The organism is Ottowia sp. (assembly GCF_047975795.1).
Taxonomy (GTDB): domain Bacteria; phylum Pseudomonadota; class Gammaproteobacteria; order Burkholderiales; family Burkholderiaceae_C; genus Ottowia.
The window spans coordinates 47,359-60,742 of sequence record NZ_JBKEEE010000059.1 but is presented as its reverse complement, the minus strand read 5'-3'; the positions used below and the strand labels follow the sequence as shown (position 1 = coordinate 60,742).

13 protein-coding genes are annotated in these 13,384 nt (G+C 65.4%); all 13 read right to left on the bottom strand.

The window, feature by feature from the left end:
* Positions 1–9: 9 nt before the first annotated feature.
* A complete protein-coding gene (locus tag ACK5NW_RS09395) occupies positions 10–1,590 on the bottom strand; it encodes a hypothetical protein (protein WP_416927352.1) in 1,581 nt (526 codons plus the stop codon).
* A 193-nt stretch (positions 1,591–1,783) separates the two neighbouring features.
* Positions 1,784–2,203 carry a hypothetical protein gene (locus ACK5NW_RS09390; protein WP_416927350.1) on the bottom strand — a complete coding sequence of 140 codons (420 nt, stop codon included), beginning with the start codon at positions 2,201–2,203 and terminating at the stop codon, positions 1,784–1,786.
* 9 nt (positions 2,204–2,212) lie between these two features.
* On the bottom strand, positions 2,213–4,684 hold the full coding sequence (gene gspD, locus ACK5NW_RS09385) for a type II secretion system secretin GspD (RefSeq protein ID WP_416927348.1): 2,472 nt from the start codon (positions 4,682–4,684) through the stop codon (positions 2,213–2,215).
* A gap of 69 nt (positions 4,685–4,753) precedes the next feature.
* Entirely contained in the window at positions 4,754–5,503 is a 750-nt protein-coding gene (locus ACK5NW_RS09380) for a hypothetical protein (protein ID WP_416927346.1), read from the bottom strand.
* Entirely contained in the window at positions 5,500–6,060 is a 561-nt protein-coding gene (gene gspM / locus ACK5NW_RS09375; RefSeq protein WP_416927344.1) for a type II secretion system protein GspM, read from the bottom strand. The genes ACK5NW_RS09380 and gspM overlap by 4 nt, the downstream gene beginning before the upstream one ends.
* On the bottom strand, positions 6,057–7,244 hold the full coding sequence (locus ACK5NW_RS09370) for a PilN domain-containing protein (protein WP_416927342.1): 1,188 nt from the start codon (positions 7,242–7,244) through the stop codon (positions 6,057–6,059). The genes gspM and ACK5NW_RS09370 overlap by 4 nt, the downstream gene beginning before the upstream one ends.
* Positions 7,245–7,264: 20 nt before the next feature.
* The gene (locus ACK5NW_RS09365; RefSeq protein ID WP_416927340.1) at positions 7,265–8,116 is read right to left on the bottom strand and encodes a general secretion pathway protein GspK; all 852 of its coding nucleotides are present in this window, start codon (positions 8,114–8,116) and stop codon (positions 7,265–7,267) included.
* A 34-nt stretch (positions 8,117–8,150) separates the two neighbouring features.
* Positions 8,151–8,837, bottom strand: coding sequence for a prepilin-type N-terminal cleavage/methylation domain-containing protein (locus tag ACK5NW_RS09360; RefSeq protein WP_416927338.1), 687 nt, complete (start codon positions 8,835–8,837; stop codon positions 8,151–8,153).
* Positions 8,834–9,280, bottom strand: coding sequence for a type IV pilus modification PilV family protein (locus tag ACK5NW_RS09355; protein WP_416927336.1), 447 nt, complete (start codon positions 9,278–9,280; stop codon positions 8,834–8,836). Before ACK5NW_RS09355 ends, ACK5NW_RS09360 begins: the two co-directional genes overlap by 4 nt.
* Positions 9,277–9,804 (bottom strand): pilus assembly FimT family protein, encoded by a 528-nt coding sequence (locus tag ACK5NW_RS09350; RefSeq protein WP_416927334.1) that lies wholly within the window; start codon positions 9,802–9,804, stop codon positions 9,277–9,279. Before ACK5NW_RS09350 ends, ACK5NW_RS09355 begins: the two co-directional genes overlap by 4 nt.
* A gap of 3 nt (positions 9,805–9,807) precedes the next feature.
* Positions 9,808–10,260 (bottom strand): type II secretion system major pseudopilin GspG, encoded by a 453-nt coding sequence (gene gspG, locus ACK5NW_RS09345; RefSeq protein WP_416927332.1) that lies wholly within the window; start codon positions 10,258–10,260, stop codon positions 9,808–9,810.
* 50 nt (positions 10,261–10,310) lie between these two features.
* Complete coding sequence (locus ACK5NW_RS09340; protein WP_416927330.1) at positions 10,311–11,549, bottom strand: type II secretion system F family protein; 1,239 nt, start codon at positions 11,547–11,549, stop codon at positions 10,311–10,313.
* Positions 11,550–11,564: 15 nt separating this feature from the next.
* Positions 11,565–13,310 (bottom strand): type II secretion system ATPase GspE, encoded by a 1,746-nt coding sequence (gene gspE, locus ACK5NW_RS09335; protein WP_416927328.1) that lies wholly within the window; start codon positions 13,308–13,310, stop codon positions 11,565–11,567.
* Positions 13,311–13,384: the final 74 nt, after the last annotated feature.

Here is a 13,384-nt window from a genome sequence, read left to right as displayed (position 1 = left end):
ATCAACCTATCAGTTGCTGCCCCAACGGTGTGGCAGGGTCATGCCGTAGTTGCCATTGGTGCTGGTGTGGCCAGAGGCGGCGAAACCGACCATCGGCAAAGCTGTACCAGCGGTAGGCAGTGCCAGACGCGCCCAGCCGTATTCGCCCACAGGCGTCACGGTACGGTTGGTCAGGTTGGGGCGCAGCACTTTCGTGGCACCAAAGCTGACGGTGAACACCTCGCCGCAGTACGGGCTGGTCACACCAGGAGAGAAGCTGCCGCCCAGCGTCGTGAAGGTTTCTTCACGGTCAGCCGACGAGAACGCCACACCCAGGCACAGCATGGGGCCATTGGCCAGCGCCGTGTTCAGGTTCAGGCTGCTGTACAGACCGGTTGCGGTTGTCACAGAAGTATCGGCCGTACCCACAACTGCGGCAGAGTGGTCCACATACACAGGCACAGAGCTTGCAGCCGTTGTGCCATAGGCCACTGCAGCATGGTAGCGACGGGTAGGTTGTGACACCACCCAGTCCGTTTGCAGCGCCAGGGCAGCGCCAGAAGCCGTGGCCATGTAATCGTTGTAGATCTGGCCTTTGGCCAGCGTGGCCGACAGGCGATCAGCCTGCAGACCTGGGTGCGCATACGTCGACGTCAGCGGCGTCGACATGTCGGGCAGGTCATACCACAGCGGCGTGATGCCAGAGATGGCGATACCAGTGGTCGTCAACAGCGGATCGGCCGTATTGGCATCCACCACGGCTTGCGTAGCGGTCAAGCCCACTTGCGGCGCAAAGGCAATGTAGCCGTAGCCGCTGGTGGTGGTGCCGGATGCAACATCCACAGCGCTGGAAGCCGTGATGGCCGTCATGTTGCCGCTGAACATGGCGATCTGGGTGTGATCAACGATACCCCAAGTACCCATCAGGCCGCCCGAAGGTGCTGCCAGGCCGTGAGCCGAAGCATTGGTCGCATCATCTACGGTCGTGCTCAGCATGTCGGCGTAAGGAATGCTGCTGCAAGGTGCCTCACCATTCACGTGTTTGATGCCTTTGTACAGCGATCCCGTCACGGTGCTTGGCGGAATGTCGGCCATGTTCAACACTTCGATATAGCCTTCGCGCGTGTTGGCGGCGGCCACGTCGCTGCTCAGGAAGCCACCCAGACGGTTGGCACTGAACACGCCAGGCCAGTCGGCGGCCACGGGGATCGTGCAGGAATTGTCTTCGGTAGTGATCACGGCGTGGTTGGTGTTACCGTCGCGCGCCACGCTGCCGGTCCACACGTCGCCAGGCGACAGGAACACGGTAAAGTCCAGCACGTCGTCCGAGTTGGCCGCGCCGCGGAAGCGCACCTTCACGGCCTTGCCGTTGGTTTCGTCGGTGTTGGTGATGGCGATCAGCGTGTTCATGCTCTCGTTGGCCGTGAAGTACGGCGCAAACAAGAAGTGACCGATCGAACCAGGGTTCTGCACAACGTCGGTAGCAGCAACCAGAGGCGAACGTGGCGTAGCAGCAACATCACCAAACAAAACAACGGCTTGGGCCGAACCGGCAAAGCCAAGACCGCCAACGACGGCTGCAGCACCGATCGCCAGAATGCTCTTTTTCATAGCTATGACTCCATTAGGAAAAAAGTGGTTGCAAGACCCAAGCGAATCTTGGAAATGCCCTCGGATGCTACCACGGCGCTGACGGGCATTTCAATCAGTCGGCACCTGAGCGGTTGTGAAATATGTGCGGCCTGTTGCGAATTAGTGACAACCGGGCGACCCAATGCGGGGCGGCCCAATGCCTGGGGCACGGTTAAAAACTTTGGTAGAACCACCATTGGCTGTCTTCGCGCACCCACACTTCGTCGATGGCGGTAGACACTTCTTGGTTGCGAAACGGCGGCATCAGCATGCGCGTGGTCAGGCGGATGCGCACCTTGCAGCGCTCGGCCTCGCACTCGACCGAATGCACCTGGATGCCGCGCCATTGCGCTGCCGAGCCAAACTGTTTGCGGTAGTCGGCCTGCTTGACCGCGCCGCGGTAGGCCGGCTGGGTGTATTCCCAGGCTTTTTCAAAGTTACCGGCAATCAGCGCGTCCCAGCGCTGCTCAACGCGCTGGGTCACCACTTCTTCAGGGGTGCGGCCGATGTTGGCGCAGCCTGCCAGCGCCAGAGCGGCCAGCAGTGCCAGCGCCAGGCGGCGGGGGGCGGCAGAAATTTGCAGGGTGTTCATGGGGTTTGCTTACTCCTGGTTGGTAGAAATGGGGGGCGTGCGCAGCCCCGATGCGGTGAGGCCGCGCATGCGTTCGCGCAGCTCGCGGCTGACGGCGCGGGCGTCCTCGTCGGAGCGCACCACGCGCGGGGTCAGCACCACCAGCAGTTCGGTGCGGGCCGATGCTTGTTCGGTGGAGCCAAACAGCGCGCCGATGCCGGGCAGTTGCGACAGCAAAGGCACGCCGGATTTGCCGCGCGATGAATTGTCTTTGATCAAGCCGCCCAGCACCATGGTTTCGCCCGAGCGCACGGCCACCTTGGAGGTGATTTGCCGCTGCATGAAGGTGGGGTAGCCATCGGTCTTCCCCGAGGTAGAGTCCGGCCCCAGATCGGTCACCATTTGATTGACGTCCAGCGTGATCAAGTCGCCCGCGCTGATGGATGGCGTGACGTCCAGCATGACGCCCGTGTCTTTGTATTGAATGGATGTGGAGCTGGTAATGCCCGTGGTGCTGCCGCTGACGGTGGTGGTGCCGATGTTGACCGGCTCCTGGTTGCCCACCTGAATGGCGGCGGTGTGGTTGTCCATGACCATCAGCGAGGGGCTGGAGATGACTTTGACCAGCGACTTTTGCGCCAGCGCCCTCAACACCGCCCGGATGCCAGTGGCGCTGCTCAAGGTGTAGGTAAACCCGCCCGAACCTGCGCCGGTGGCGGCCAGCGCCCCGGCCGCGGCGCTGCCAATGACGCCAGAGCCGGTATGGCTGCTGCCCACGCTGTTGTTGAAGCTCCATTCCAGCCCGTATTCCAGGCCGTCGCTCAAGGTGACTTCGACAATCGACGCTTCGATCAGCACCTGCGCGCGCTGAATGTCCAGGCGCTTGAGCGTGGCCTCGATGCGCTGGTATTCGCCCGGCGTGGCATACACCAGCAGGGTGTTGTTGATTTTGTCGGCCATCACGCGCACGTTCTGGTCCAGCGACACCGACGTGACATTCCCCCCGGCCTGCTGCGCGTTGCGCTGCGCCAGCGTGTTGTTGCCCAGACGGTTGTTGATCGAGCTGCTGCCCATGGAACTGCCCAGGCTGCTCAGGCCGGTGGACGACGACGATGTAGACCCCAGGGACGAACGGTTGGCACCAATGCCACTTCCAGTGCTGCCGGTGGAAGCGCTCAGGCCCGGTGCCACGCCGGTGGCGGCGGGCTGGGCGGATGTGGTGCCGCCATAAATGCCGTTGATCAGCTCCGCCAGATGGCTGGCCGAGCTGTTCTGGATTTTGTAGACGAACAATTGCGGCTCGCCGCTTTTCAGGTTGGGGCGGTCAAACTGCTCGATCCAGTAACGCACCTCATCCAGATACGCCGCGCGCGGGGTGACCACCATCACGGCGTTGATGCGCTCGATGGGCATGACGCGCAGCGCGCCAAACAGGGGGCTGGATGCGCCCAGCCCTGCCGCACCGGCAGCGCCCGCTTGCGCCCCACTGCCCACCGCCGTGCTGGCGTTGCCCGCTGCCGAGCGCGCCGTGCCCGACGACGCGACACCCGGCTGTCCGCGCCCGCCCGCGCCCGCCACGGCGCTGGCCGCACCGGCCGATGCCGCACCGCCCGACATCATCTGCAAGGCGGCTTCGACATCTGCCGCCGTGGTGTGTTTGAGCGGGAACACGCCCACCGACATGCCGCGCAGCAGGTTGACGTCGAACGTGCTGACCAGATCCAGCCAGCCTTCGGCCTCGGCGCGGGTGCCGCGCATGACGAGGATGTTGCGCATGGTGTCCACGCGCAAGATGGCGTCGCCCGACACCAGCGGCTGCAAGATGTTGGCCATCTCGCCCGCGCCCAGGTACTGCAAGGGGATGATGACCGCGCCATAACCCGGCGGCAGGGGTTTGCCAGCTTCAGCCAGCACGGGCGCGCTGACGATGCCGCGCAGGGTTTCGGGCGTGCCCACGTGGTAGGTGCCCCGGCTGTCGCGCGCCATGACGATGCCATTGGCCTGCAAAGCGGCTTCCAGCAGCAGCAGGGCGCGGTCGGCATTCACCGTTTGGCGCGTGGTCAGCGTGACTGCGCCATTCAATGGCGGGTGTACCACGTAATCGACTTTGAGCAGGTCATTGAGCATGACCTTGACCACCTCGCCCACTGGCGCGCCTTCAAATTGCAGACGGCTGACAGCACCGCGGGCAGGCGCATTGCCCGAGGGGCGCTGCGCGGCCACCACGCGGTCGGTGCCGCGGATGACCATAGGTTCGATGTTGGTGGCGTCTTGGTCGCTGGATGCCGCTGCCAGCGGGGCCGACGCGGGCAACACAGGGGCCACGGGCGGGGCAGAAGGCGACGCAGCCGCTGGCACCGCTGGTGTGGCCGCTTCAGCCGCCATGTCGACCGGTTGATCGGCAGGGGCGATACCGGGCTGGGCGCAGCCCGCCAGCAAAGCCGCCAGAGCCGATGCCAACGCGGGCGCGAGAAGCGATGGATAAGTACGGGGTTGGGACATAAATGCGTCGATTAAGCGTCGATTAAAGGCGTCGGCTTGGATGCTGGGCGTCAAAAGGTCGTCGTGCGATCAACGGGTGGCCTGGGATGCCGCAACGGCGGGCCGTCTGCCGCCGCCGAATCCGCCACCCCCGAAGCCGCCCTGCCCAGGCGCGGACGCGGACGGGCTGGCGACGGTGGCCGGGCGTTGGACAGGGGCAGAGGCGGTCACGGCAGGTGGCGCAGGCGGCTGGGCACGGGCCGGGGGATTTGCGGGCCGGGCAGGAGCCGTGGGACGGGCGGGAGGGGCAGGCGCAGCGGGTTGGGCAGCACCTTGTTCCTGATCCCCCGACAACTGGGGAAGTTCAATGTCCTTGGTCTGCCCACGGCGGGCAAAAGTGGCTTTGCGGCCCTGAATACTTTGCAGCGTCCAGTCGCCCACTTGTTCGCCCAGTTTGACAAAGCGGGCTTGCTCACCCTTTGCGCCTTCTTCGACCAGCACGCCATTGAGCGCGGGGCCGTCGATCAGCCCGCGCAGCTTCATCTGCTCGATGGCGGTGGTCGGGACAGCTACCGCTGCGCTGGCGGCGCTGGCAGCAGCCTGGGGGCGGCGTGCGGGACTCATCAGCGGGCGTTCCAGCACCACGGGGTAGGCGGCGACGGCAGCCGGGTTGGCGACCAGTGCGGCGGCCTGTACGTCGTCCAGGTTGGGCGCTTGCGTGGGCGGCGCTTGCCATTGTCGCCAGGTGGCGAGCGAGCTGGGCGCGAGCCACAGCCCGGCCAAGGCCAGCGCCATGACGGCAATGGCGGCCAGCAGTGCAGGAGAAACGCGCTGGCTCATGGGCGGCGCTCCTTGAGCACATAAAGGTCAAAAAAGCCGAACACCTTTTGCCCCGTCTGCGCGCCCGAATACACCGAGCCGATTTGCAGGTTGCCGTATTGCACCAGCGGGCGTTGCCGGGCCAGATCGCCCAGCAGCGCCACCAGTTGGGGCCACTCGCCTTCGACCCGCAGGTTCAGGCCGATGCGGTCAAAGCCCTGCTCTTCGCGCGGCGGCGTCACCTGACTGCTGGTCACGCGCAGGCCGTGTTTGGTGGCCATGTCGCGCACTTGCTGCAAGGCGGTGTTGCCGGTTTGGTTGGCGTCCTCGGTGGCGGCGTAAACATATTCGGTTAAATTGGTCTTGACCGCGCTTTCAGCCTGCGTAAGCAGCTCTTGATTTTGAAGCAAACCGGCCAAACGGGCGTGGCGCGGCTCAATGTCGGCCAGGCGCTCGCGGGCCTGTTGGTATTTGGCCCAGGCAAACCCGCCCGCCCACACCGCCGCCACCAGCAGCGCGGCGGCAACCAGCCCGATCCACAGCACCTCGGGGCGCTGACGCAGGGTGCGCCCGGTCATGAGGTGGCCTCCGCCGTTTTGGGGGTGCTTTCGGGTGCTGTTGCAGGCACTGCGCCAGATGCTGCTGCCTCAGGTGCAGTTTTGGATGCGGTTTTAGGCGCTGCCACGCCGTAGCGCGCCGCGTCCAGGTTCATTTCAATGATGAAGCTCTCCTTGCTGGCCCCGGCACCACGCGTGGCGGGCGATGCCAGCCGCACGTCGTGCGCGCCGGGCTGGCCGGACAGGCGCTGCACCAGCGCCGCTGCGTCATCAGCCTGGCCGTTGAGCACCAGTTTGGCCTCTTCGACACGGATGGATGTCAGCCACGCCCCGTCGGGCAAGGCGCGGGTCAGCATATCGAGCGCCGGGGGCATGGCCAACTGGCGGCCCAGCATCTCGCCCAGCACGCGCTGGCGCTCCAGGTTTTCGGTCAACGCTTCGCGCTGCGCCAGTTGGGGCGCGGCCTGCCCGCGCAAGGCGTCAAACGCCTGCTGGGCCTGCTGCGCGCGCAGCCGCGCCAAGGCCGCTGGCGTGACCACCAGCGCGCCCAGCAGCGCCAGCGCCAGCAGCAGCCAGGCCAGGCGCTGGGCAATGCCCCGGCGCACCTGCGCCTGCCGCGTGGCTTCGCCATAGCCTTGCATCACGATGGGCCGGATGACGGATGGCCGTTGTGGGCCACTGGCGGGGATGCCCGCCCAGACTTCGGGCTGCGCTTGCCCGCCGCCCGCACTGTCTTCCCCAGCGGCGCGCAGCGCTTCATCGACCTGCTGGCGCGAGGTGATGGCCACGTCCACCTTGGCAGCCCCACCCGCGCCCGCGCCCGGATGCACGGCGTAGCCAAACACGGTTTGATCGGGCGCAAACGGGCTGGCCGCGCCCACATCCAGTTGCACCGCGCGTGCCAGATCGCCAGGCGACAACGGCGGCAGTGTCAGGTGGCGCTCCAGCACGCGGTCAGGGGCCAGCTCGATGGCCTGCGCGTGCGCGCCCTTCAAGGCCTGTTCAGACGGTAAGGCCAGATCGCGCTGCATCAGCCAGCCGCTGACGCCACCATCGGCGCGGTGCAGCTTCAGCGGCACTTGCGGCACCAGCCAGCGCAACCCGCGCGAGGACAGCAGCAGCGCGCCTGCGGCCTGCCAGTCGCGGCGCACCTGGCTCAAGTCCAGGCCGAAAAAGCGGGGGGATTCTTCAGGGGTGATGTTCATGCGTGCCAGCGGCCACGTTTTTAGCCGGAAAGCGCCACGATTTGCCGATCGGTGCGCAAAACGCGCCAAGGTGCGGTGCGCGAATAAATGCTGCCGACCGCCACATCGCGGGTCAATCGCAGTATTTTGCCTGCATCCAGCGGCACTTTGACCTGCAATCGGTACAAATTGGCACCACTTGTGCCCACAAACGCCTGATTGAAACCAGTGGTATCGGCACCGGGCTGGCCGCTGCCGCGCTGGTCGACATACTGCGCCACACGGCCTTCATGGCCTTGCGCCAGCACCGCCAGCACCTCGGGCGGGGCAGCAGCGGGGTTGACGCGGCTGACGCCCGCCAAATCGGCGCTGACCAGCGGGGCGATGCGCGCGTACAGCGCGTAATCCATGCCCGGCACCAGCAGCAAATCCTCAGGGGCCTCGAAGCGGCGCGGCTGCTGGGTGGCCGCGCCATCGCCGTCCGAGCGGGCATCGCGCCACGCCACCAGCTCATCTGCCAGCGCCTGCGCCTGGCCCGAAGCCAGCCCGCCTGTGGTTTGCAGCAAGGCGGCGAACAAGGCGGCGTCGGCCCCGTTGAGCGAGATCAGGCCATCCAGCGGGGCCACTTCCACATCCATCGGCACACCTGCGTATTCCACCTGCACCGTGGTCAGCCCTTCGACACGCTCATTCGCCTTGGCTTGCATTTGCTGCAACACCAGGGCCACGGCGGCTTCGCCCAGCGCCAGGCCGGTGGCCTGATCACGCTGCGTGCCCACCACCTGAATGTGCTGGCGCACGGTGGCGGTCAAGCCGGTGACCATGATGCTGAGCGCGGCCACGATCCACAGCACGGCAATCAGCGCCATGCCTGCGGCACGACGCTGCGGCATCAAAGGGGCAATGGGTGCAGCAGCGCCCATCAACCTACCGCCCACCACCAAAAGTGGTGCCCATGGCCGACGAATCGCTGGCGCGCGTGGGTGCCAGCGCCACCACCAGCGGAGGCCAGGCCGTTTCTGGCCCGTCCAGCAGCACCTCGATGGCCTCCGGCAGCAGCGTGGGCGGCAAATCGGCCGCTGCCATGCCCGCAGGCGGCCACGCCGCGCTCCACTGGCCGCTGGCAGGCTCCTGATAGCGCAGCGACAAGGTGTTGACCGGCGCGGCCAGCACTTGTCCGGCCGCGCTGCCCCAGTCGGCGAACGTGGCGGCACCCGTCCACGGCGCATAACGCAGCACCAACTGTCCACCTTGCGCCGAAGGCTCCACACTCAGGCGCAGGTAATGCCGCCCACCCAGGCCGTAGCGCGCGGGCATGATGCCCACCCAGGCCACGGCGTCTGGTTTTGCATCAAAAAAAGGAGCATCCTGTGCAGATCCTGATTGCGTCAAACGGTATTTTCGTGCCGAAACCCGACTCATCACACCGCTTAAAAAATCCACCGCGCTGCGGTAATCGTCGGCCACCGCCACGCGCTGCTCCACGCGCTCTTCGGTCTGGCCCATGGAGCTGATGGCGCTGGTGAGCATGAGCATCAGCAGCGACAGCAGCACCAGGGATATCAGCACCTCCATCAGCGTGAAACCGTGAGAAACGCTCTTGCGCAGCTTCATGGCGCTCGGCCCCCTTGCGGCGGGCGGCGTTCGGGCCGCAGGCTGGTCAATTGAAAGCTGCGCACATCGCTGCCATCCAACCACTCGACGTGGGCTTGCAATTCATGCAGCGACGGCGCTTGCAGCACGCCATCAGCCGGTGTCGGGTAAGGCTGGCTGCGCACGTGCCAGGCAAACCCCGCACCTTGCGCCTGCGCGTCCACGCCTTGGGCGGGCACGGTGTCGTAGGCGGCCAGCAGCGATTCGGCCAGCATCATGGCGCGTTCGCGCTGGCCCAGCCCGCCCACCTGCCGCGCGTTGTTGCCCATCACCTGGTACAGCAAACCGATGGACAGTGCAGCGATGGAAAAGGCCACCAGCACTTCCAGCAGCGAAAAGCCGCGTTGAAGGGGACGCTGAAGGCGGCACTGAAAGCAACGCTGACGGCAACGGACCAGGGTCATGGCGCAATCGGCTCCTGCTCCACGCGGCCCGTGAACCAGTCCACCCGCAGGCGCACGCCGTCGCCCGAAGGGCGCAGCACATCCACACTGCCACCGCTGGCGCCGCCGCGCGGCAAAAAGCGGATCGCCATGCTGCCATCACTGCCCGACTCTTGCGCGGCCATGGTGGCACGCAGCGCCAACGGCTCGGGCACCTCATGTTGCGTGCCGCCTTCGATGCCAAAACGCCGCTCGGCCAGGTGCACGGCAAAGCGCGCTTCGCGCCCCTGACTTTGCGCCTGATGGCGCGCCGCGCGCATGTCGATCAGCACGGCGTGCACCGTGTCGCGGTACTGCGCCGATTCAAGCAGGCGACCAAACGCCAGCGGCACCAGCCCGACGATCAACGCCACGATGGCAAACACCACCAGCAGCTCCACCAGGGTAAAGCCGCGCACGGCACGCCACGGGGCGGTGCACTGTCGCCCCTGCCTTGGCCAGACCGTTGCAGGCCAGGCAGCCAGCCGCCTGCGGGTCATGTTCATGCTTTATTTGGTGTTGCGCAAATCGGCGTTTTCACCCTCGCCACCGGGGGCGTTGTCAGCCCCGAGCGAGAGGATCTCGATGCCGCCGTTGGGGCCGGGGTTAGCGTAGCGGTAGGCGTTGCCCCAGGGGTCTTCAGGTAAACCGCCTTTGAGGTACGAGCCGTTCCAGCCGTTGGCCGCACCGGGCTTGGTGACCAGCGCCTGCAACCCTTCAGCATTGGTGGGGTAGCGGCCCACGTCGAGCTTGTACAAATCCATCGCCCGATCCAGGTCGCTGATCTGGATTTTGGCGGTTTTGCTCTTGGCACCGTCAAACTGCTTGAGCACCGCCGGGCCGACCAGGCCCGCCAGCAGGCCAATGATGGCAATCACCACCAGCAGCTCGATCAGCGTAAAGCCGCGCGTGGCGTGGCGGGGCAGGGTGTGCGCCAAGTGGCGCGCCAGCAGGCGGTTCATCACATGTTCCTTTTTTTCAAAAACCACAGAACGATACGACCCGCTTGTTCTCAGCGCGCCAGATCGTTGACAGACAGGATGCCGAGCAAGATGGACACGATGATGCCCGCAATCAGCACGCCCAGCACCAGAATCATCACCGGCTCCAGCAGCGTCAGGGCGCGTTTGATGCCGGTTTCGACGTCGCGGTCCAGCACCTCGGCCAGCTCGATCATCATGGGGCCGATGCGCCCCGTTTCTTCCCCTACTCTGACCAGATTGATGGCCAAAGGTTCAAACACCTGCGTGGCGTCCATGGCACGCACCATGCGCGCGCCTTCCTTGACCATGGGGGCCATCTTGGCCAGCGCCGCGCGCAGGTTCATGTTGCCCACGGTTTCGGTGGCAATGTGCAAACCGGTCAGCAAAGGCACGCCATTGCCCAGCAACGTGCCCAATGAGCGCGCAAACAAAGTCAACTCATATTTATAGAGCAAACTTCCCAGTATCGGTAAGCGCAAAACTCTGTTTTGCCACCAGACTTTTCCACCCGGCGTGCGCAGCCAGCGCCACAGCAGCCAGCCCCCCAGCACCGCGCCTATGCCCAGCGCCAAACCGTAGCTTTGAAAGCCCTGCCCCAGCGCCATGATGATGCGCGTGGGCAGCGGCAGCGCATCACCCATGTCCTTGAACAGCTTTTCAAACTGCGGCACCACAAAGCCCAGCATGATGACCAGCGACAGCAGCGCCACCACCAGCAAGATGGCCGGGTACAGCGCCGCAGACACCACGCTTTCGCGCAGCGCGCGCAGGCGCTCCATGTGGGCCACCAGACGCTCCAGCACTTGCGACATTTGGCCGCTGGCCTCGCCCGAACGCGCCATGTTGATGTAGAAGTCGCCAAACAACGCGCGCCGCGTGGTCAGGGCGCGGCTGAAGGGCGCGCCGCCTTTGACGTCCTCCAGCACGCTCTCCAGCATCTGGCGCACGCTGGGCTTGGCGCTCATCTCGATCAACACGCGCAAGGCGTTGTCCAGCGCCAGTCCGGCGCGCAGCATGATGGACAACTCAGAGGTGAGCGCCAGCACGTCGGCCCGATTGACTGGCCCGCGCAGCGCCCGCCGATTGCGACGCGCCACACCCAGCGCCCCCGCACCGCTGGCACCGGCCAGCGCGGCGTCTTCCACCTTGATGGGCGTCAAACCGCGCTCGCGCAAATGGCGCAGCACGGCATCGGGCGTCAGCGCTTCAAAGCGGCCTTCCACCAGTTGCCCGTCCAGTTGGGCCGCGCGCCAGGTGAAATCAGGCATGGCTTTGCTCCTGCATCACGTCTGATCCTGCGTCACGCGCAGCACCTCATCCAGCGTGGTCACGCCTGCGGCCACCTTGCGCAGGCCGTCGTCGTACAGCGTGTACATCCCGGCCTGGATGGCGGCGGCGTGCAAGGCGCTGGCATCGGCCCCTTGCAAGATGGCGCTGCGCAATGTCTCGTCCACCACCAGCAGCTCATGAATGCCGGTGCGGCCCTGGTAACCGGTGCCGCGGCAATGGTCGCAGCCCCGGCTTTCGTAAATGGTGGCACCGGGCTGCACAAACCGGCCTAGGCCCGAGGTTTGCAGCACATCAGCCGAAGGTTGCACCGGGTTTTTGCAGTGCGCGCACAAACGGCGCACCAGGCGCTGGGCCAGCACGCCATTGACGGTGGAGGTGATCAGGTAGCGCTCTACCCCCATGTCCTGCATGCGCACCACGGCGCTGGCAGCGGTGTTGGTGTGCAGCGTGGACAGCACCAGATGGCCCGTCAATGAAGACTGCACGGCAATCTGCGCGGTTTCACCGTCGCGCATTTCACCGATCATGATGATGTCCGGGTCTTGCCGCAGGATGGAGCGCAGGGCGTTGGCAAACGTCAGGTTGATTTGCGTATGCACCTGAATCTGGTTGATGCCTTCCAACTGGTATTCCACCGGGTCTTCAACGGTGATGATTTTCTGCGTGGCCGAATCCAGCTTGGCCAGCGCCGCGTACAGCGTGGTGGTCTTGCCCGAGCCGGTGGGGCCGGTGACCAGCAAGATGCCATGCGGGCGGGCAATCAACTGGTTGAAGCGCGCCAGCGTGTCTTTTTCAAACCCCATGTCTTCCAGGCTGAAGCGCACGCTGGCGCGGTCCAGCACGCGCATCACCACGCTTTCGCCGTACACCGTGGGCACGGTGGACACGCGCAAATCCAGCTCGCGCCCTTTCACCCGCGTTTTGATGCGCCCGTCTTGCGGCAGGCGCCGCTCGGCAATGTCCAGATGCGCCAGCAACTTGACGCGCGAGCTGACGGCCGCGCCCTGACTGGCGGACACCCCCTCGCCGGGCAGCAGCACGCCATCGACCCGGTAGCGCACGTGCAAGCCGTCGTCGAACGGCTCCAGATGAATGTCGGACGCGCGCAGCTCGATCACGCGGCCAATGATCTGGTTGACCAGCCGGATCACCGGCGCTTCGCTGGCCAGATCGCGCAGGTGCTCGACAAAATCGCCCGCATCGCCGTCGGCACTGGCGATATCGCCATCTGCATCGCCCTCAGCCTCGGCCTCGTCCAGATAGCGTTGCAGCGCCTGGTCGATCTCGCTGCCCAGGCCCACCACAGCCTGCGGCTCAAGCCCCGTGGTCAGGCGCAGCGCTTTCAGCACAAAGGCATCCTGCGGGGCCTTCATGACCACTTGCAGCGCGCCGCCCTCGGTCCGCAGTGGCAGCACATGGTGGGCCTTTAAAAAATCGGGCAGCAAACCTGCCGCATCGGCGAACGTGGCCGGGTAATCATCTGCCGCCAAAAACGGCAGGCCCAGATGATCGGCCAGCACCCGCGCCGCATCCGGCTCGGACACCAGCCCCAGATTGACCAGCACCGCATCCAACGCGCCGCCCATCTCGCGCTGCGCCGCCAGCGCGCGCTCCAGATCGCGCGGCGACAGCTTGCCTGAAGCCACCAGCAGTTCGCCATAAGCGGGCCAACGAACGTCTGCCAGGCGCACATCGACACCTGTGGAGATCGCAGAAGATTGAACGAGGGTTTCAGACATGGATGATGTAGACAAAGCCGCAGCACACCGAACCTTGACAGAGCCGTCGGCGCTTAAAAAGTGCCCTGATTTTA